Origin of the sequence: Pseudomonas sp. 30_B, from assembly GCF_017491605.1 — a bacterium.
In the GTDB taxonomy this organism is placed as follows: domain Bacteria; phylum Pseudomonadota; class Gammaproteobacteria; order Pseudomonadales; family Pseudomonadaceae; genus Pseudomonas.
The window spans coordinates 157,259-177,842 of record NZ_JAFGYY010000009.1 but is presented as its reverse complement, the minus strand read 5'-3'; the positions used below and the strand labels follow the sequence as shown (position 1 = coordinate 177,842).

At 66.6% G+C, this 20,584-nt stretch carries 16 protein-coding genes; 3 read left to right on the top strand and 13 right to left on the bottom strand.

Translation table 11 applies throughout. From position 1 onward, the window contains the following. Positions 1-30 precede the first annotated feature (30 nt). From J5M67_RS12460 to metH, 3 genes are all read right to left on the bottom strand, one after another. Complete coding sequence (locus tag J5M67_RS12460; RefSeq protein WP_207885627.1) at positions 31-1,356, bottom strand: MATE family efflux transporter; 1,326 nt, start codon at positions 1,354-1,356, stop codon at positions 31-33. Positions 1,357-1,658: 302 nt separating this feature from the next. After that, positions 1,659-2,009 (bottom strand): 50S ribosome-binding protein YggL, encoded by a 351-nt coding sequence (locus J5M67_RS12455; RefSeq protein ID WP_207885626.1) that lies wholly within the window; start codon positions 2,007-2,009, stop codon positions 1,659-1,661. Between the two features lie 263 nt (positions 2,010-2,272). Then, positions 2,273-5,965, bottom strand: coding sequence for a methionine synthase (gene metH, locus J5M67_RS12450; protein WP_207885625.1), 3,693 nt, complete (start codon positions 5,963-5,965; stop codon positions 2,273-2,275). A 172-nt stretch (positions 5,966-6,137) separates the two neighbouring features. Between metH and J5M67_RS12445 the strand changes: the two genes are divergently transcribed. Together J5M67_RS12445 and nfuA are read left to right on the top strand one after the other, a co-directional pair. Beyond that, the gene (locus J5M67_RS12445; RefSeq protein WP_207885624.1) at positions 6,138-8,426 is read left to right on the top strand and encodes a fatty acid cis/trans isomerase; all 2,289 of its coding nucleotides are present in this window, start codon (positions 6,138-6,140) and stop codon (positions 8,424-8,426) included. 171 nt (positions 8,427-8,597) lie between these two features. Further along, entirely contained in the window at positions 8,598-9,182 is a 585-nt protein-coding gene (gene nfuA, locus J5M67_RS12440) for a Fe-S biogenesis protein NfuA (protein WP_207885623.1), read from the top strand. 362 nt (positions 9,183-9,544) lie between these two features. Here the strand turns inward: nfuA and J5M67_RS12435 are convergent, their stop codons facing one another. The 8 genes from J5M67_RS12435 to J5M67_RS12400 all read right to left on the bottom strand — a co-directional run bounded on the left by J5M67_RS12435 (position 9,545) and on the right by J5M67_RS12400 (position 17,494). Continuing rightward, the gene (locus J5M67_RS12435; protein WP_207885622.1) at positions 9,545-10,714 is read right to left on the bottom strand and encodes an MFS transporter; all 1,170 of its coding nucleotides are present in this window, start codon (positions 10,712-10,714) and stop codon (positions 9,545-9,547) included. 9 nt (positions 10,715-10,723) lie between these two features. Then, the gene (locus J5M67_RS12430; protein ID WP_207885621.1) at positions 10,724-10,966 is read right to left on the bottom strand and encodes a DUF1272 domain-containing protein; all 243 of its coding nucleotides are present in this window, start codon (positions 10,964-10,966) and stop codon (positions 10,724-10,726) included. A gap of 25 nt (positions 10,967-10,991) precedes the next feature. Then, positions 10,992-11,996 (bottom strand): GlxA family transcriptional regulator, encoded by a 1,005-nt coding sequence (locus J5M67_RS12425; RefSeq protein ID WP_207885620.1) that lies wholly within the window; start codon positions 11,994-11,996, stop codon positions 10,992-10,994. A 93-nt stretch (positions 11,997-12,089) separates the two neighbouring features. After that, positions 12,090-13,259, bottom strand: coding sequence for an MFS transporter (locus J5M67_RS12420; protein ID WP_207885619.1), 1,170 nt, complete (start codon positions 13,257-13,259; stop codon positions 12,090-12,092). A 123-nt stretch (positions 13,260-13,382) separates the two neighbouring features. Beyond that, a complete protein-coding gene (locus J5M67_RS12415) occupies positions 13,383-13,523 on the bottom strand; it encodes a hypothetical protein (protein WP_207885618.1) in 141 nt (46 codons plus the stop codon). A 514-nt stretch (positions 13,524-14,037) separates the two neighbouring features. Continuing rightward, the gene (locus J5M67_RS12410) at positions 14,038-15,831 is read right to left on the bottom strand and encodes an amidohydrolase family protein (protein ID WP_207885617.1); all 1,794 of its coding nucleotides are present in this window, start codon (positions 15,829-15,831) and stop codon (positions 14,038-14,040) included. Further along, entirely contained in the window at positions 15,828-16,571 is a 744-nt protein-coding gene (locus J5M67_RS12405; RefSeq protein WP_207885616.1) for a sulfite exporter TauE/SafE family protein, read from the bottom strand. The genes J5M67_RS12410 and J5M67_RS12405 overlap by 4 nt, the downstream gene beginning before the upstream one ends. Beyond that, complete coding sequence (locus J5M67_RS12400) at positions 16,568-17,494, bottom strand: bile acid:sodium symporter family protein (RefSeq protein WP_207885615.1); 927 nt, start codon at positions 17,492-17,494, stop codon at positions 16,568-16,570. The genes J5M67_RS12405 and J5M67_RS12400 overlap by 4 nt, the downstream gene beginning before the upstream one ends. A gap of 181 nt (positions 17,495-17,675) precedes the next feature. Here J5M67_RS12400 and J5M67_RS12395 point away from each other — a divergent pair, with 181 nt between their 5' ends. Continuing rightward, a complete protein-coding gene (locus J5M67_RS12395; protein ID WP_207885614.1) occupies positions 17,676-18,629 on the top strand; it encodes an AraC family transcriptional regulator in 954 nt (317 codons plus the stop codon). Positions 18,630-18,640: 11 nt separating this feature from the next. Here the strand turns inward: J5M67_RS12395 and J5M67_RS12390 are convergent, their stop codons facing one another. After that, positions 18,641-18,880: a hypothetical protein gene (locus J5M67_RS12390; protein WP_207885613.1), complete on the bottom strand. Its 240-nt coding sequence runs from the start codon at positions 18,878-18,880 to the stop codon at positions 18,641-18,643. 410 nt (positions 18,881-19,290) lie between these two features. Next, positions 19,291-20,442, bottom strand: coding sequence for a murein transglycosylase A (locus tag J5M67_RS12385; protein WP_207885612.1), 1,152 nt, complete (start codon positions 20,440-20,442; stop codon positions 19,291-19,293). Between the last annotated feature and the right edge of the window lie 142 nt (positions 20,443-20,584).

Genomic DNA, 20,584 nt, shown 5'->3' with positions numbered 1-20,584 from the left:
CTGGAAACCTAGCCCCTGGAAACATAGCCGCTAGAGTTCGATCTGCGTCCACTCGCGCTTCTGCCACATCATCGCGAAGATCACCGAGGCCAGCCCGCGCTGGAGAATCTGCATGCTCCAGATCGCCAGCAGGCCGCCGCCCATGACCGGACCCACCAGATAGGCCAGCGGCAGGAAGAACAGCCACTGGTTGCCCAGGCTGACCGCCATCACCGTGCGCGTGGCGCCGGCGCCGAGCAGGGCCTGGGTGAGCACCAGCGCGGTGGCGTCGATCACCATGCCCAGTCCGGTAAGGGTCAGCGGCAATCGGCCCAGATCGATCAGCGCCGGGTCGCTGACGAACAGCCTCAGGATGGCTTCGGGGAACAGCCAGAACGGCGAGCCCAGCAGCGCCAAGCCGCAGGCGGCCACCTTCACCACGTCCCAGCCCCAGCGGTGCGCACTGTCGAAGTCGCGCTCGCCCATGCTCTGGCTGACCAGGGTGGTGGCGGCCATGCCCAGCCCGATGCCGGGCAGGATCAGGAACAGCGCCAGGTTGATCAGCACGTGGGCCACCGCCAGCTCGCGGGTGCCGACCTGGGCGATGATCCAGAACAGCAGGGTGATGCCGGCGGCGAAGAAGAACTGCTGCAGCGAATTGGGCAACGACAGGCGCAGCATCACTCGGATGTCGCGTTCGCTCGGCAGACGAGGGCGGAAGCCCTGGGCGCGGGCATCGCGCCAGGTGATCCAGGCGTAGATCAGCGAGCCCAGGTAGAGCGCCAGGGTGGTGCCCAGCCCGCTGCCCACCGCGCCCATGCGGGGCAGGCCGAACAGGCCGTGAATCAGGCTGTAGCTGATCGCCGCGTTGGCCAGGTGCATGACCACCAGCGTGCGCATGTACATGCCCGAGCGGCGTGTGCCGTTCCAGTAACCGCGGAACGAGAAGTTCAGCCCCACTGCCAGTACCGACAGCGCGCGCCACTCGAAGTAGGGGATGCCGACCGCCAGCACGTCGGGATCGCCGGACAGGACACGAACGATGGGTTCGGCGAACAGCAGGCAGATCAGGGTGATCGGCAGCGACAGGCCCAGGGCCACCAGAAGGCCACAGTTGAGTGGTGCGGCCTGTTCCTCCAGGCGGCCTTCGCCCCGACGGCGTGCCACCAGCGCCTGCACGCCGGCGCCCAGGCCCATCACCAGGGAGATCGCAACGAAGTTGGCGTAGCTGCCGATGCCCACGCCGGCCAGGGACTTCTCGCCCAGATGACCGACCATCGCGGCATCCACCAGGTTGAGCAGGCTCTGGCTGAGCATTCCGCCGATGATCGGCAGGCCCAGACTGAGAATGTTCTGGAGACGCTGGCGCTCTAGCATGGCGTCCTTGGAGGCAGTGAGCTTCCGGCCTGTTTTGGGAGACGGGCGCACCCGTGCCGGTCGGGTTCGTTGAGGGAAAGCCTAGCGTAACCCTCATGCTCCTGCCCGTACCGGAGGTGCTTTGTGGTCCGTGGAGTTGCTGGCGAGGAGAACTGCTTGAATGGGTGGCTGCTGTGGAGTGGCCATGTTTCAGCCGGCAATCGTTCTGCCAGAGATGGCCTGCTTGCGCCGCTCAGGTGTTGCGGTGGACGTGCGGAGGGCGCTTCCGGCGATGCATGGGCAATCGCCGGAAGCGATGGTGCTTACTCGAACAGGCCGTGCCAGCAGTCGCTCAGCTCGCCCAGTTCGAAGGACTTGCACCAGGACTGCTTTTCCAGCCACAGACGGGTGGTTTCGCGGTCGGCGTCGGTCAGGCTGCCGACGGCGTTCAGGCACAGGTAGCCAGTGAACTCGCCCTCTTCGGTGGCGCCACCGACGAAGACCCAGCCTTCGGATTCGACGAAGGCGATCCACTGATCGAGAACGTCATCCAGGTCGCCGCTGTAGTTCACTTCCAGGCTGAAGCCGAACTCCTGGAACTCGCCCAGGCGCAGCTTCTTCAGCAGGCGGCGCTTGCGCGGTTTGGCCATCTGTTCGGGGGTGAGGTATTTCATGGGTTTCTCTCTCTGTGCAGCGAAAGGAGACGGGCCGCCGGCATGGATGCCTCGTGCGCGCCAGTTAGGATGAACATCCTGTGAACCGGCGGATTATCCAGCATTTGTGGGTTCAGTGCAGCGTGGCCTTGCGGGGGCGCGCTGCAGGAAAGTCCATCATGCCCGAGCGATAGCGCGGTGACCGAACGAAAAACGCGAGGCCGATCGCTCGGCCTCGCGTTTTTATTGCCACGGGCTTGCCGGCAATCCGGCAGCGGCCCTGATCAGTTGTCGTACCCCAGGTTCGGCGACAGCCAGCGTTCGCTGGTGCTGATTTCCTGATCCTTGCGCGCGCTGTAGCGTTCGATCTGGTCCTTGTCGACCTTGCCCACGGCGAAGTACTGCGCCTGCGGGTGGGCGAAGTACCAGCCGCTGACGGCGGCAGCGGGGAACATGGCGTAGTGCTCGGTCAGGGTTACGCCGGAGACGCCCTTCGGGTCGAGCAGCTTGAACAGCGTGCCCTTCTCGGTGTGGTCCGGGCAGGCCGGGTAGCCGGGCGCCGGGCGGATGCCGACGTACTGCTCCTTGATCAGCGCCTCATTGCTGAGGTGCTCATCGGGCTGGTAGCCCCAGTATTCCTTGCGCACGCGCTCGTGCAGCCACTCGGCGCAGGCTTCGGCGAGGCGGTCGGCCAGCGCCTTGACCATGATCGCGCTGTAGTCGTCGCCCTTGGCCTCGTAGGCCTTGGCCACTTCCTCGGCGCCGATGCCGGCGGTGGTGATGAAGCCGCCGACATAGTCCTTCACGCCGCTTTCCTTCGGCGCGACGAAGTCGGCCAGGCTGAAGTTCGGCTTGCCGTCGGGCTTGATGGTCTGCTGGCGCAGGTGGTGCAGGGTGGCCAGCTTGTGGCCGTCGTCGCCGTAGACTTCCAGATCGTCGTGCTGTACCTGGTTGGCCGGCCAGAAGCCGAAGACGGCCTTGGCGCGAATGAGCTTCTCGTCGATCAGCTTCTTCAGCATCGCCTGGGCGTCGTTGAACAGGCTGGTGGCCGCTTCGCCCACGACTTCGTCGGTGAGGATGCGCGGGTACTTGCCGGCCAGGTCCCAGGAGATGAAGAACGGCGTCCAGTCGATGTACGTGGCCAGCACGTTGAGGTCGATGTCATCCAGCACTTTCACGCCGGTGAAGCTCGGCACCGGCGGCTGGTAGCCGGCCCAGTCGAACTGCGGCTTGGCGGCGATGGCCTGCTCGTAGCTCAGGCGTTCGGTGCGTGCGCTGCGATTGGCGGTGCGCTCGCGCACTTCCGCGTATTCCTCGCGCAGCTTGCGGGCGTACTCGGGCTTCATTTCCTTGGACAGCAGGGTAGTGGCCACGCCCACCGCGCGGGAGGCGTCGGTGACGTAGACCACCGCATCGTTGCTGTACTGCGGGTCGATCTTCACCGCGGTGTGCGCCTTGGAGGTGGTGGCGCCACCGATCATCAGCGGCAGCTGGAAGCCCTGGCGCTGCATTTCCTTGGCGACGTGGACCATCTCGTCCAGCGACGGGGTGATCAGGCCGGACAGGCCGATGATGTCGCACTTCTGCTCGCGGGCGGTCTGCAGGATCTTCTCCGCCGGGACCATCACGCCCAGGTCGACGATGTCATAGCCGTTGCAGCCCAGTACCACGCCGACGATGTTCTTGCCGATGTCGTGCACGTCGCCCTTCACCGTGGCCATGAGGATCTTGCCCTTGGCCTCGGGCTTGTCGCCTTTCTCCGCTTCGATGAAGGGGATCAGGTGGGCAACCGCCTGCTTCATCACGCGGGCGGATTTCACCACCTGCGGTAGGAACATCTTGCCGGCGCCGAACAGGTCGCCGACCACGTTCATGCCGGACATCAGCGGGCCCTCGATGACCTCGATGGGGCGCGCGCATTTCTGCCGGCACTCCTCGGTGTCCTCGACGATCCAAGTGGTGATGCCCTTGACCAGCGCGTGCTCCAGGCGCTTCTCGACGCTATGGCTGCGCCATTCTTCGTCTTCCACTTCCTTGGTGGCGCCGCCGCCCTTGTAGTTGTCGGCAATCGCCAGCAGCGCCTCGGTGGCGTCCGGGTTGCGGTTGAGCACCACGTCCTCGACCTTGTCGCGCAGCTCCTGCGGGATCTCGTCGTAGATCTCCAGCTGGCCGGCGTTGACGATGCCCATGGTCAGGCCGTTCTGGATCGCGTAGTAGAGGAACACCGAGTGGATCGCCTCGCGCACCGGGTTGTTGCCGCGGAACGAGAACGACACGTTGGACACCCCGCCCGAGCTCAGCGCGTAGGGGAGGTTGTCGCGGATATAGGCGCAGGCGTTGATGAAGTCGACCGCGTAGTTGTTGTGTTCCTCGATGCCGGTGGCGACCGCGAAGATGTTCGGGTCGAAGATGATGTCTTCCGGCGGGAAGCCCACTTCGTTGACCAGGATGTCGTAGGAGCGCTGGCAGATTTCTTCCTTGCGCGCCTGGGTGTCGGCCTGGCCGGCTTCGTCGAAGGCCATCACCACCACGGCGGCGCCGTAGCGCTTGCACAGGCGGGCGTGGTGCTTGAACTGCTCGACGCCTTCCTTCATGGAGATGGAGTTGACGATGCCCTTGCCCTGGATGCATTTGAGGCCCGCTTCGATCACTTCCCACTTGGAGGAGTCGATCATGATCGGCACGCGGGAGATGTCCGGCTCGGAGGCAATCAGGTTGAGGAAGGTGACCATGGCCGCCTTCGAGTCCAGCATGCCTTCGTCCATGTTGATGTCGATTACCTGGGCGCCGGCTTCCACCTGCTGCTGCGCCACTTCCAGTGCTTCGGCGTAGTTTTCCTCGCGGATCAGGCGGGCGAACTTGGCCGAGCCGGTGATGTTGGTGCGTTCGCCGACGTTCACGAACAGCGAGTTGCGGTCGATGGTGAACGGCTCGAGGCCGGACAGGCGGCAGGCGCGCGGAATCTCGGGGATCGTGCGCGGGGCGTACTTGGCCACGGCCTTGGCGATGGCTTCGATGTGCGGCGGGGTGGTGCCGCAGCAGCCGCCGATGATGTTGAGGAAGCCGGATGCGGCGAATTCCTCGACCACTTCGGCCATCTGCGCCGGGCTCTCGTCGTACTCGCCGAAGGCGTTGGGCAGGCCGGCGTTGGGGTGCGCGGAGACGTGGGTCCCGGCCTTGGTCGCCAGTTCTTCCAGGTAGGGGCGCAGCTCTTTCGCGCCGAGGGCGCAGTTCAGGCCGACGGAGATCGGGTTGGCGTGGCGCACCGAGTTCCAGAAGGCCTCGGTGGTCTGGCCCGAGAGGGTGCGGCCGGAGGCGTCGGTGATGGTGCCGGAGATCATGATCGGCAGCTCGACACCCAGCTCTTCATAGACGCCCTGCACGGCGAAGATCGCGGCCTTGGCGTTGAGGGTGTCGAAGATGGTCTCGATCAGGATCAGGTCCGCGCCACCCTCGATCAGGCCGCGGGTGGCTTCGCTGTAATTCTCTACCAGTTCGTCGAAGGTGACGTTGCGGAAGCCCGGGTCGTTGACGTCCGGGGAGATCGAGCAGGTGCGGCTGGTCGGGCCGAGCACGCCTGCGACGAAGCGCGGCTTGGCCGGGTTCTCGGCGGTCTTGGCGTCGGCGACCTGGCGGGCCAGGCGCGCGCCCTCGACGTTCATCTCGTAGGCCAGCTCTTCCATGCCGTAGTCGGCCTGGGACACGCGGGTGGCGTTGAAGGTGTTGGTCTCGAGGATGTCCGCGCCGGCGTCCAGGTACGCCTTCTCGATCGCCTGGATCACATCCGGGCGGCTGAGCAGCAGCAGGTCGTTGTTGCCCTTCACGTCGCTCGGCCAGTCGGCGAAGCGCGCGCCGCGGTAGTCCTCTTCCTGCAGCTTGTAGCTCTGGATCATGGTGCCCATGCCGCCGTCGAGGATCAGGATGCGCTCCTTGAGGGCTTGCTGGAGGGCTTGCAGGCGAGCGGCGCGGTCGGACATCGGAGGTACCTAGAAGGAGGCGTGACAATGGGTCACTGATGATAACAAAGCTGTAGAAAATTTGAGCTTCCGGAGATTTGCATGAAAATCTCTCATGTTCTGCCGTTGGATAGGCAGCGCGGCGACGGCGTTCCCGCTAGAATCCGCCCATTCCGAAGGTCTGGAGCCTTACATGTCCCTGCGAGCACGCTTCACGTTGTTCATCGCATCCCTGATGCTTTCAGCGTTTTCCCAGGCCGCGGGCCTGTCCTACACCAAGGACATCCAGCCGATCTTCACCGAGAAGTGCGTGGCCTGCCACGCCTGCTACGACTCGCCGTGCCAGCTCAACCTGACCGCTGCCGAAGGCGCGCAGCGCGGGGCCAACAAGCTGCCGGTGTACGACGGTGCGCGGACCAGGGCGGCGGACACCACCCGCTTGTTCCTCGACGCCCACGGTGCGGATGCCTGGCGGCGCAAGGACTTCTGGTCGGTGCTCGATGGCCGGGGCAGCCAGGCCGCGCTGATGGCGCGGATGATCGACCTGGGCCATCAGCATCCATTGGCGCCCAACGAGAAGATTCCCGACGGTCTGGACCTGTCGATCAGCCGCACCAACCAGTGCCCGACGCCCGACAGCATCGACGACTTCGTGCAGAAGAACCCGCGCAGCGGCATGCCCTTCGCCGTCACCGGCCTGACCGACAAGCAGCTCGCCACCCTCAAGACCTGGCTGGCCCAGGGTGCGCCGGTGGACCAGCAGGACTGGCAGCCGAGCGCCGCCGAGACGGGGCAGATCGCCGATTGGGAAAGCTTCCTGAACCAGCCCGGCGCACGCCAGAGCCTGGTTTCGCGCTGGCTCTACGAGCACCTGTTCCTGGCGCATCTGTATTTCACCGAGAACGGCCAGGACGGGCACTTCTTCCAGCTGGTGCGCTCGCGCACACCCAGCGGCCAGCCGATCGACCCGATCGCTACCCGCCGGCCGAACGATGATCCGGGCAACAACTTCTACTACCGCCTGTGGCCGGTCCAGGGCGTGATCGTGCACAAGACGCACATCACCTATCCGCTCAACCCGGCCAAGCTGGCGCGTACCCAGGAGCTGTTCTATGGCACCGACTGGAGCACCGACATGGTGCCCGGCTACGGCCTGCAGCACCGCGCCAATCCGTTCGAAACCTTCGCCGCGATCCCGGCGCAGGCGCGCTACCAGTTCATGCTGGACAACGCCGAATACTTCGTCCGTACCTTCATCCGTGGGCCGGTGTGCCGCGGGCAGATCGCCACCGACGTGATCCGCGACAACTTCTGGGCGCTGTTCCAGGACCCGCAGCACGACCTCTATGTCACCGATCCGGACTTCCGCGCCCAGGCCTCGCCGCTGCTGGCGCTGCCGGGGCAGATCGACGACATGGGCACCATGCTGTCGCAGTGGCGCGCCTACCGCGACAAGCGCAACGCCTACGAGGAGCTGCGCCAGGACGTCTACGACGACGCGCCGGTGCCGACCTGGGCCGACGTCTGGGCCGGCAATGACAACTCCGTGCTGAGCATTTTCCGCCAGTACGACAGCGCCTCGGTGCGCAAGGGGTTGATCGGCGGCGTTCCGCAGACCATCTGGCTGCTGGACTACCCGCTGTTCGAGCGCACCTACTACGGCCTGGTGGTCAACTTCGACGTGTACGGCAACGTCGCCCACCAGGCGCAGACGCGGCTGTACTTCGACTTGATCCGCAATGGCGCCGAGCAGAACTTCCTCCGCCTGATGCCGGTCGCCGCACGCAAGTCGCTGCTGGATGACTGGTACCAGAACAGCGGCAGGCTCAAGATGTGGGCCGACTACTACACCAGCGACAGCACCCAGCCGACCGGGCTGTTCCTGCCGGAGAAGGGCGCCAAGAATGCCTTTGCCCAGCAACTGCTCAAGCGCTGCGTGGCGCTTAACGCACGGCCCGACCCGATCAATATGTGCGAGAGCGGCTCCTGCTACCGCAACACTGTCGCCGCGCCGCTGCAGGACGCCGAGCAGATGTTCAGCCGCCTGGTCAGCCGTCCGGCGGCGGGGCTGCCGGTGATCGGCTACTTCCCCGAGGCGACCATGCTGCGAGTGGAGTTGCCTGACGGCCAGCGTGAGATCTACACCGTGCTGCGCAACCGCGCGCACAGCAACGTCGCCTTCATCGCGGGCGAGTCGCTGCGCTACCAGCCGGGGCTGGACACTCTGACCATCTACCCTGGCGTGCTCTCCAGCTACCCGAACTTCATGTTCGACCTGAAGGCGGGCGACGTGGGCGATTTCGTCAGTGCGCTGGAGCAGGTCAGGGACCAGGCCGGCTTCGACAACGTCGTGGACCGTTGGGGCATCCGCCGCAGCCATCCGCAGTTCTGGTTCTACTTCCATGACCTGGACGCCTACATTCGCGAGACCGAGCCGGTGGAGGCGGGCATTCTCGACATGAACCGCTACGAGAACCTCTGACTGGGTGATTCCCCTGTAGGAGCGCCCCATGGGCGCGATCGCGGGCATGGCCCGCTCCTACAGGGTGTAACGCGATATCCCCCAGCTGCGAAATATTCCTACTAATTCAGTAGGGCTTTCTACCTCACCCCCGAATGGCGTAAACTGGCGCCACGTTTGCGAGGAGTTGCCATGAGCGCTATTACCATCACCGAAGCCGCACAGGATTACCTGGCCGAACTGCTGTCCAAGCAGGACACCCCCGGCATCGGCATTCGCATCTTCATCACCCAGCCGGGAACCACCTACGCCGAGACCTGCATCGCCTACTGCAAGCCGGGCGAGCAGAAGCCGGAAGACACCCCGGTCGGCCTGAAGGATTTCACCGCCTACATCGACGCCATCAGCGAGCCCTTCCTGGAAGACGCCATCGTCGATTACGCCACCGACCGCATGGGCGGCCAGCTGACCATCAAGGCGCCCAACGCCAAGGTGCCGATGGTCAACGAAGACAGCCCGCTCACCGAGCGCATCAACTATTACCTGCAGACCGAGATCAACCCGGGGCTGGCCAGCCACGGCGGCCAGGTAAGCCTGGTGGACGTGGTCGAGGACAACATCGCCGTGCTGCGTTTCGGCGGCGGTTGCCAGGGCTGCGGCGCGGTCGAGATGACCCTCAAGGACGGCGTCGAGAAGACCCTGATCGAGCGCATCCCGGAGCTCAAGGGCGTGCGTGACGTCACCGACCACAGCAACCGCGAGAACGCCTACTACTGAGTGGGTGATCGAGCAGCGAAAAGGCGACCTTCGGGTCGCCTTTTTCGTTTGGGCATGGTTCGCGAGCAAGCTCACTCCTACAGGTCGGCCCCGGTGCTCTTCGTAGGAGCGAGGGGGACGCCTAGTCCTTGCTCGCGAACCCAGCCGGCCTGCGGCCGGATCGCGGATAAGATCCGCTCCTACGAGAGCGTGACATTGCACCCGTAGGATGGCGTGGAGCGAAGCGATACCCATCGATGCCCGGCATGGAGTTATCGGCCAATCGCGGCGGATAACCCGTTCCGGGTTATGCGCCCTACGGGCTTTTCGAGATCGCCGCAGGAGCGGATCTTATCCGCGAAAACCATTCGGTCGTACCGGGCTCACCGGTTGACCGCCAGCTCCTTGCGCCCCGACCAGATCATCACCACCGCCACCAGCAATACCGGCCACACCAGCAGGTTCACCGCGCTCCAGCCGATGCTGGTGATCAGCGCGCCGGAGCTGAAGGACATCAGCGCCGCCAGGCTGCCGTTGCCCAGCTCCATCAGGCCCTGCGCGTGACCGCGCTCCTGCGCCGCATGACCGAAGGCGAGCAGGGTGGTGCCGGCCACCAGCATCAGGTTCCAGCCCACGCCCAGCAGCAGCGAGCTGACCAGGAACTGCGCCACCGACTGCCCGCTCAGCGCCACCGCCGCGCTGACCGCCAACAGCGCCATGCCGACCCAGGCCACGCGACGCCCGCCGAGCCGGTCCACCAGCGGACCGGCGATGAACGCGGGGAGGAACATGCCCAGCACGTGCCACTGGATCACGCTCACCGAGCGCTCCAGCGGCAGTCCGCAGAAGCTCATGGCCAGCGGCGTGGCATTCATGATCAGGATCATCAGCCCGTGGCCGGCGGCGGTGCAGGCCATGGCCGCGCGGATCGCCGGGCGCGACAGTAATTCCCACATGACTTTCCAGCCACCGGTGGAGGGCGCTGGCGCCGTGCCGTCCGGCAGGCGGCTGAGCACCGCGATAGCGACCAGCGCGAGCGCGGCAATCGCCAGATAGGAACCCACGAAGGGCGTGGGCAGGGCATTGCGTGACCACAGCGCCAGGCTCGGTGCGAGCAGCGCGGCCAGCACGCCGCCGCCGATCACGTAGGCGGTGGCGCGACCCTTGTGCGTTTCGTCCACCGCTTCCAGCGCGGCGAAGCGGTAATACATCGCCGAAGCCTGATAGGCGCCGATGGGCAACGCGCCGAGGCAGAACAGCAGGAAGTCCGCCAACCACACACCCAGCGCGCACAGCAGCCCGCCGAGCATGCCGCAGGCGGCGCCCAGCAACAATCCGCGTCGGCGGCCGTGGCGCTGCATGAACAGCGACAGCGGCTGTACCGCCAGCAGGTTGCCCAGCACCAGGATCGCCAATGGCAGGGTGGCCAGGCTGTTCAGCGGGGTGAGTTGGGCGCCCACCAGCGAGGTGAGGGTGATGCCGATCAGCGAGCAGGACCAGTACAGCGCCTGGCTGGTGAACAGCAGGCGGATCGTCGGGATGCGCAGCAGCATGACCCGTCCTCAGCCCTGGCAGCCAGCCGGTTTGAGCACGCGCTGGGTCGAAGCCGGATTGGCCGCCAGCTTCTCCGCCGGGCGACGCGGGCGCGGCACCAGTTCGCCGCCGCAGTTCGGGCAGCGACCGTGCAGCACCTGCTCGGCGCAATCGGTGCAGAAGGTGCATTCGAAGGTGCAGATACACGCGTCCGGGCTGTCGCCGGGCAAGTCGCGGTCACAGCATTCGCAGTTGGGGCGCAGTTCGAGCATGGCAAGGTCCTTTCGATTGTCGTTGTCAGTGCAACTGGCCGAAGCGCTCGGCGTACTCCTGCGGGCTGATCGCCAGGTGCTTGTGGAAGGTCCGCCGCAGGTTTTCCGGGTGGCCGAAGCCGCACAGGCGCGACACTGTGCTGATCGACGCCTGGGCGTCCTGCAGCAGCGCGCGGGCCGCTTCCAGGCGCACCCGTTCGACGTAGCGGCCGGGCCCCATGCCCAATTCGTTGATGAACACCCGTGACAGCGTGCGCGGACTCATGCACGCCTGCCCGGCCAGGGCTTCCAGCGACAGATCGCTGCCCAGGTTGGCGGGGATCCACTCCAGCAACGCCGCCAGTCGCGGCGTGCGGCTTGGCTCCGGGGTCAGCCAGTGGCTGAACTGCGCCTGTCCGCCTGGGCGCTTGAGAAACATCACCAGCCGCCGCGCCACCGCCAGCGCCAGGGCTCGACCGAGATCGGCTTCCACCAGCGCCAGGGCGAGATCGATGCCGGCGGTGACGCCGGCCGAGGTGAACACGTGATCGTCGCCATCGCGGCGCTGCGGATCGTAGGTATGCAGCCGGTCGCCCTGGACCCGCACGTCGGGGTAGCCCGCGCACAGCTCATCGACGTCCGCCCAATGCGTGGTGGCCGGGCGGCCGTTCAGCACGCCGGCGGCAGCGAGGATCAGCGCGCCCGAGCACACCGAGCCGAGCCGGCGCACCCGGGGTTCGGCAGCCGCCAGCCAGCGCAGCAGCTCGGCGTTCTCACATTGCGCGGGCACGCCCACGCCACCGGGCACCAGCAGCGTATCGAGCGCGGAAGGATCGACGTCGCGCCACGCCATATCGGCGCAGATGCGCAGACCGGCCGAGGTCGCCACGGGGCCGGCCCGTTCGCCCAGCACCTGCAATTCGTAGGCGGGCGCCAGGCCCTGGCGCTGCCGCTCGACATTGGCGGAGGCGAACACCTGCAGCGGCCCGGTGACGTCCAGGCTCATGACCTCGGGATAGATCAGGCAGGCGATCTGGCGAAGCGATTCCATGGCGGGCCTCGTTCAAGTGATGGAGCGAGTGTGGCGATGATTGATGCTGGCGGCAATGTCAGTCATCCCACGAATATTGCCATTCTCCCGCGGTCAGGCGTGCCGCCGCGCCGTGCGCCGCCACGAAGCCGCCGCGGTCGCCACGAACAGTCCCGCTGCCAGCGCCAGAGCCACCGGCACGCCTTGCGGACCGAGGTCCATCAGGCTGCCGCTGAGCAGCGGGCCGAGCAGGCTGCCGACGCCCCAGAGTATCCCGGCGGCAGCGTTGGCGGTGACCAGGTCGCGACCACGGAAGCGCTGGCCGATCAGCACCAGGGCCAGGGTGTACACACCACCGGCCACCGCACCCAGCAGCATCAGTGCCGGCCATAGCAGCGCGGGTCGGGTGATCAGCCAGGGCAGGGCGAGGCCGATCACGGTGGCCGCCACGCCACAGGCAAGATGCAGCGTCGGGCGGTCGAGGCGGTCGGAGAGCCAGCCCAGCGGTAGCTGGCAGAGCATGTCGCCGAGCAGGATCACCGTGGCCATGAAGGCGGCGATGCCCACTGCGTAGCCGTGGCTGGAGGCGTAGACCGGGAAGAGCGACAGCACCACGCTGTCGAAGAAGGAGAAGAACAGCACGCCCATGCACAGGGCCGGCGCCACCCGCAGGAAGCCGGCCAGGGAGAAGCTGCGTGGCTCTTCGACGTGCTCGTGGATGCCTTCCTTGGGCATGGCGCAGGCCACGGTGGCCAGGGCGATGAGATGCCCGACGCTGACCAGCAGCACCACCCAGGGCGTCTGCGCGCCGAGCAGCGCCACCAGGGTCGGGCCGAGTAGCTGGAAAGCGGTGAAGCTGGTGGCATAGAGGGCGACGATGGTGCCGCGATTGTCCTCGCCGCACAGTTCGTTGACCCATGCTTCGCCGAGGATGATGGCAATACCCATGCCGACACCCAGGGCCAGGCGCGCGATACCCAGCAGCCACAGCGAATGGCTGCTGATCTCGATGGCGGCGGTGCTCGCCGTGCAGAGTACGAAGCACAACAGGTACAGGCGACGCCGGCTCATCAGTTGGCAGGCGCGGTCGACCAGGGTGGCGGCGAGGATCATGCCGGCTGCCGGCACCGCCGAGAGAATGCCGATCTGCAGCGCGCTGGCGCCGTTGTCGAGCAGGCGCAGGGCCACCAGCGGCAGGGTAGCGCCCAGGCTCAGGCCGACGATGGACATGGCGAACAGCAGCACGGCCAGCAGCGGCTTGTTGAGGGTGAGTGAATTGTTCATGGAAACCTTCTCCGGCCCCGGCGCTCCAGCGGCGGGGCTGACACATGCGAACGAGCCCGCCGGCGGGTGCCGGTGAGCGGAATCGGAATGCGGAAAAGCCTGCGCGAGCGCGCGGCGTCCGGCTCAGCGGCCGGCGGGAGGGGAGAAGGTAAAGGCGAACAGCACGCTGCGGCGACGGCGCAGCGCGGTATCGATTTTGCGCACGCGCGGAGGCTCTCGCAGCAGGGCGAGGGACGGATCGGCGAAGCGGTAGAACGGGGTCATGGTGCGGGTACAGCGGACGGACACAAGAGCGCGCACTCTAGTGAGTGGACGTGAAGGCGTCAATCTCGGCGGGTTGGGTGGTCGCAACGGACGCACGCCGTGTCTGTCGGCGCAGGCGCTGTTGTAGGAGCGGGCCATGCCCGCGATCGCGCGCATGGCGCGCTCCTACAGGTCAGCTCCAGCGCTTCGGCTCCCGTAGGAGCGGAGCTTCTCCGCGATCAGCCGGCAAGGCCGGCGCCGGGGGCGCTGTACACCGGCATCTTTCTGGTGGGATCGAAATACGCCGCGATGGATTCGCGGACAAGGTCCGCTCCTACGAGATCAAGAACCCCTCACCCTAACCCTCTCCCGCAAGCGGGAGAGGGGACCGTCCGGTGCAAGATGAAACCATGACGTCAGCCGGCACGATCTGCCCCCTCTCCCTTTGGGAGAGGGCTGGGGTGAGGGGGGCGTGTCGGCACAGACTGCCCAGAAGAAGACAGTTGCTCCTACGGACATTCATCGGCGCGCGTGGTCATCGGCTGTAGGCTGGCGCTCCGGCCGAAACCTCCTGCGGCCGGCTCAACACATCCCGCCCCGGCAGGAACCGCCCGAATACACGTTCCTTGCCCAGCGCCTCCGGGAACCCGCTGCCACGCCGATACGCCACGCGCCCGTTGATCAGCGTGGCTTCCACCGCATCGTCGTTGCGCTTCACCAGCCGTGTCAGGCCGATCCCTTCCATAGGCGCCTCGCTGATCTCGTCCAGTTCCTCGGTCAGGCCGGCGGGGTTCACCACCACCAGGTCGGCGCGGTCGCCCACGCGGATATACCCGGCGTCGATCCCGGCGAAGTCCGCCAGCTCGCCGGTCAGCCGGTGCACCGCGCGGCCGGTGTCCATGAATGCCTCGCCCGCCAGCTCGGCATCGCGCACGTACTTGAGGAAGCGCAGCGGGAAGTTGTACTGCGCATGGGACGCCAGGTGCGCGCCGGAGTCGGCGAAGCCAGGCTGGGTCCAGGGGCTGGCCAGCAGCTTGCGCATGATCTGCGGGCGGTGGTTGCCGTAGCAGGTGGTCCACTTCAGCGCGTTGCGGTACTGGCCGGCCAGCTCGAAGAAGGCGTCCACCGCATCCATGCCGCGCTCGCGGCCGATATCCTCGAAGTTGCGCCCCACCAGCGCTGCGTCCGGGCATTCGCGCACCCAGCAGTCGGACAGGTTGCGGTGCCACAGGCCGAGGCTGAGGGTGGCCTTGATGTCCTTCTTGAAGCGCTCGCGGAAGGCCGGATCCTGGATGCGCGTGTAGAGCTCGTCCGGGTCCTTGATGTCGCGCAGCACTTCGCCGGCGCCGAACTCCTCGAAGCCGTTCATGTTCAGCCCCTCGATGCGCACCACGAAGGGCGCGGGCAGGGTCTGCCAGCGGTAGCGGCCGCGCAGCAGGCGGTTGGCGACCCAGCCGGAGGCGCGGGTGATGCGGTGCATGAAGGGTTGGGATTTCAGGTCCAGCGCGGTGAGCATCGAGCACTTGAGCGGGCGGCGGAACCAGCCGTGGGCCTGGTAGAGGAAGGCGAACACGTTGATCTTGGTGACCGCATTCGGCGCGCCCTGCATCAGCGCGTTGCGCCGGCGCAGCACGGCGAACAGGCGGGAGAATTCCTTCCAGCTGGCGAAAGTGGAGGGCAGCGGGCTGGACCAGGCGCGGTCGCCGTCCATCTTGTCCAGGCGCGTGGTCATCACCGAGAGACCGAAGCAGCCGGCGTCCAGCGCCTGTTCCAGCAATTCCTCCATGCGTTGCAGCTCGGCCTCGGTGGGCTTGGCGCCACCGATGGCGCGCTCCAGGCCCATCACCGCCACGCGCAGCTCGGAATGGCCGAGGAAGGAGCAGAGGTTCGGCCCCAGCGGCTGCTGGTCGTAGAAGGCGCGGTAGCCCCTGGCGTCCTTCCAGGTGCGCTTGTCGCGCAGGATCGGCAGGACCTGCTCGCGCGGCACGGCCTCGACGCGGGTGAACAGGTCGGAGCAGTCCTCGGATTCGCTCAGCACCATGCTGATCGAGCATGAGCCGACCGACACGGTGGTCACGCCATGGCGCACCGACTCTTTCAGCGCCGGGGCGGCGATGACTTCGGCGTCATAGTGCGAGTGGATTTCCAGGAAGCCGGGAGTGACCCACTTGCCGCTGGCGTCTATCACTTCCGCGCAGCCGCTTTCGTCCAGCGGGCTGACGCTCAGGGTGTCGATGCGGCCGTCCTTGATGCCGATGTGGCGCAGGCTGCCGGGGGCATCGCTGCCGTCGAAGTACAGGCCGTTCTTGATGATGATGTCGTAGCTCACAGGAGGCTCCAGGGCGACAGCAGCAGGGTGCCGCTGACCAGCAGCAGGCAGTGGATGGCGAGGCGGAAATGGCGTTCGTCGAAGCGCTGGTGCAGGCGCTCGCCCAGCCACACACCGAGCAGCAACAGGGGCGCGTAGGCGAACACCTGGGGCAGCGCGGGGCGCAGGCGACCGTCGAGGAGGAAGGCCAGGGTCAACAGGCCGTTCAGGGTGAACCAGACGCACACCAGGGTGGCGCGCAGCCGCGCCTTGTCCAGCGGGCGGGTGGCCAGGGCGTAGACCAACAGCGGCCCGCCCGAGGCGAACAGACCGTGGCAGATGCCGGCGGCGCCGGTGGCCAGGCGTACTACCCAGCTCGGCGTTCTACCGCGTTCCGGGGCGCTGGCGCGCAGGCGCCACAATTCGCGGCCGGCGAACCAGAGGATCAGTACGCCGAGGCCGCGCTTGAGCGGCAGCGGGTCCAGGTGCGGTAGCAGCAGGTAACCGATGCCCATGCCGATCAGCATGCCCGGCAGCACGGTGCGCAACAGCAGCGCGCTGTCTATCAATCGCCAGTGGCGACCGACCAGGTAGCCGGTCATGGCGATGTTCAGCGGCACCAGGATCGGCAGCAGCGTCTCGATGGGCATCAGCAGCGCGCCGAGGGACAGGGCGACCACCACGCTGCCGAAGCCGGTGATGGCTTCCAGCGTGTAGGCCAGCAGGATGAAGCCGCCCAGGGCGATGGCGGGGGCGTTCATCGATTGCCCTCGGTGGCGGCAGGGAAGGTGGCGTCACGCGGCTCCCGACGCGCCCACCATTGCGCCAGAACCAGCCCGGAGAACAGCTGCCAGCAGCCCCAGAAAGCGGCGATCAGCAGCATGCCGCCGGCCTGCGGGAAGAAGGTGAGGATCAGCGCCATGCCCAGCGCCGAGTTGTGGATGCCGCTTTCCAGGGTCACGGCGCGCACGTCGGTGTCCGGCAGTTTCCACAGCCGCGCGCAGCTGTAGCCCAGCAGCAGCGCCGTGCCGTTGAGCAGCAGCACCAGCCAGAAGAACAGGTGGAAATACGCCATGAACTGCTGGAAGTTCTTCGCGAAGGCCATGCCGACGAAGCCGAGCATCACCAGCAGCGACAACTGTCGCAGCGGCTTTTCCAGGCGCCGTGCCAGCTGCGGCTTGTGTTGGCCCAGGGCCATGCCGGCGAGCATCGGCAGGATCAGCACCAGCACCACCACGCCGACCAGCTCCAATGGGTCGATGTGGATCTGCGTGAGGCGGTCACGGGTCGCCGGGTTCAGCCCCGCGTAGAGGGCGAAGTTCAGCGGCGTGAAGATGCCCGCGCTCAGGCCCGACACGGCGGTGACGCTGGCCGACACCGCGACGTTGCCGCGCGCCATCCAGGTCATGATGTTGGAGAAGGTGCCACTGGGGCAGGTGGCGACCAGGATCATCCCCAGCGCCAGCTCAGGGTCGATCGGCAGGACGACGGTCAGCAGGCAGGTGGCGGCGGGCAGCAGCAGGAACTGCACCAGCATGCCGATGGCCGGCGCCTTGGGCTGGCGCAGGATACGGCTGAAGTCGTCGCGGCGCAGCTCCAGCGACACGCCGAACATCATCAGGGCAATGATGGCGTTCAGCGCGATCATCGAAGCGCCAGAGAACTCGAGATTGACGCTAGGCATTGCCGGTCTCCTGTCGGGCAGGAGTGGGCGAAGAAGCGGCCGACGCTCGGGGCGCGGCTTCGTTGAGGGTGTGCATGCAAGGCGACTCTTGTTTGTATTTATCGTTGTAATTGGCAAGCATAGGGAGCCGTCCCCCTTTGGTAACGGCTCAATCGAGACTTCGCACGGTTAATTCGGGACCATGCCCCACAGCCCATCGATCACTGTCCACTATGCCCAGGGTATCCTCCAGGCCGCGCAGCGCCTGGGCTTGCCGGTGCCTGCCGAACTGCCGGTGGAGGCGCGCATTCCGCTGGCCGTGCAGGATCGCATCTGGGAGGGACTGTGCGCTGCCTCCGACGACCCGCTGGTGGGGCTGCGCCTGGGCAGTGCCCTGCAGGTCGGCCACCTGGACATGGTCGGTGCGCTGCTGATGAGCTGCGAGCATTTCGGCGAGGCGCTGGAAGCCTTGCTGGAGTATTACCCGATCATTGCCGAGGGCAGCGAGTTCCAGCTCGAACGCGATACCGGACGGGTACGCCTGATCTACCGGCCCAGCTATACGGTGCGGCGCGAGGAGCGGGTGGAGGCGGCGCTGGCCAGCCTGGTGCACCTGACCCGCTGGATCACCGGCGAACGGGTGACGCCTGCGTACCTCACCCTGAGTCACCCGGCGCGCGCGGAGCGCTCCCGTTACGATCAGGTACTGGGCTGCCCCATCGATTTCGCCGCAGCGGACAACGCCTTGTGTTTCACCCTGGCAGACCTCGACGTGCCTTTGATTCAGGCCAACGCCTTGATGCGCGAGCACCTGCGTGCCCTGGCCGACGCACAGCTCCAGCGCCTGGGCGTGCAGAGCCTCGCGGCGCAGGTGCAGCACCTGCTGCGCCAGCAGCCGCGCTGGGGCAAGGAACGGGTCGCCGAACAGCTGGCGCTGAGTGGCCGCCATCTCAACCGCAAGCTGGCCGACGAAGGCACCAGCTTCAAGCTGCTGCGCGAGCAGGTGCTGCATGGCATGGCCGAGCAACTGCTGCGCGAGTCGCCTCGCCTGGCGGAGGTCGCGGAGAAGCTCGGCTTCTCCGACGAGAGCGCCTTCGCCAAGGCGTTCCGCCGCTGGAGTGGGATGACGCCAGGACAGTTCCGCCAGGCCAACTGAACCCTCGCCATTTATTGCCGGGGAGGTTTCACCATTGCCAGGGCTTGTGCCGCTGGCAGGTCGAGCCGCTGGGGAATGCTGCGCGGGTGTTCCATGGCGCCGGTTCCGGGCAGCCAGGTCCCGAAAAACTGCTTGCCGCCGATCAGCAGAAGCAGCAGGGCAATGGCGCCGATCCAGCAGAGCACATCGTAGTTGAGCGGCCAGCCACGATGCTGCCGTTGGGAGCGGAGAGGGGATTGCTTGTGCTTCATGAGGATCACCGCGAACAGGTTGGTGGGGCGGACCCAGCGTGCCGGCCAGTAACCGGGGGCTGGGGTCGCGGACCATTGTCCGAGTCGCGGTGATGCCTGGGATTCAGGGAGCTCTGTAGGACGAGTAAGAATTTCCCCTGGCTTCGGAAGCTGAACTTCCTACGGTGGTGTGCTCGGAGGTGCCCCGTGGCGCTGGCTGATCGCGGACGGAGTCAGATCAAGAGCCCCTCACCCTAACCCTCTCCCGCAAGCGGGAGAGGGGACTGATCGATGCCGGCTGAAACTACGGTATCAGCCGGCACGGACGGCTCCCTCTCCCTTTGGGAGAGGGCTGGGGTGAGGGGAAAGCCCGGACACAGGCTGTCCGGATGAAGGCAGTTGCCCCTTCGAAAGGTGCAGCGGTGATGGGATCAGGCGCCCGGCAGCTCCGCACCCTTGGGCCAGAGCAGCCACAGCTGGCCTTCCTGCTTCATGTGCCCGGCCAGATCGCCGGCGGCATCGCCGGTGCCCCAGAACAGGTCCGCGCGCACTTCGCCGACGATGGCGCCGCCAGTGTCCTGCGCTGCCACCGGGCGAACCACCGGCGCGCCGTCCGGGCGGGTGGTGGACAGCCACATCAGGCTGCCCAGCGGGATCACCTTGCGGTCGATGGCCACGCTGTATCCGGGTGTCAGCGGCACGTTCAGCGAGCCGCGCGGGCCTTCGTTGCTGTCCGGGCGCTGGCTGAAGAACACGTAGCTGGGGTTGCTCGCCAGCAGCTCGTCGACCCGCTGCGGGTGGGCGCGGGCCCAGTCGCGGATGCGCGGCATGCTCACTTCGTCCTTGCTCAGCTCGCCCTGTTCCACCAGCCAGCGGCCCACTGGCTTGTAGGGGCGGCCGTTCTGCTCGGCATAGCCCAGGCGCAGCTGGCGTCCGGAGTCCAGCTGCACGCGGCCGGAGCCCTGGATCTGCAGGAACTGCAGGTCCATCGGGTCGCCCAGCCAGGCCAGAACTGGCGCATCGACGCCGTCGCGGCGGATGCCGGCGGCGTCGGCGTAGGGCTTGAGGGTATTGCCGTCGAGCTTTCCGCGCAGGCGCTTGCCCTTGAGTTCGGGGTAGACGCTGTCCAGTGCCACCACCACCAGGTCGGACGGCGTGCCGTACACCGGCACGCCGTGCTGCGCGCTGCGCTCCAGGCTGCCGCGGTAGACCGGCTCGTAGTAGCCGGTAATCAGGCCGGTTTCGCTGCCTTCTCCCGAACGCAGCTGGTAGGGCTGCAGATGGTCCTGCATGAACTGACGGATTGCCGCCGGCGAGGCGGGTACGCCCAGCGCCTGGGTACAGGTGGCGGCCCAGATCTCATCCTTCTTCAGGCGCACCGCGCAGGCCGAGCGCCAGGCATTGAAGCCCTGCACGACGTCGCTATCGGTGGTTTTCGGCAGATCCGACCAGTCGGCCTTGGAGTAGGTCGGTGCCTTGGCTTCTTCGGGCTTTTTGCCGAACAGGCCGCAGCCTGAAAGCAGGGTGGCGATGCAGAGGCTGGCGAGGAGAGGGCGGGTCCAGTGGCGGGGCGAAACGGTCACGGGCGAATCCTGGCAGGCAAACGAAAGCCCGCTAGCTTGGGCAGACGCGGGGCGTGCGTCAAACGCATCGGTCGGATTTACACGCCTTGCAACGAATCCGTGGGCGGACCGGTAGAATGGGGCGTGATTCGACAGACGGATG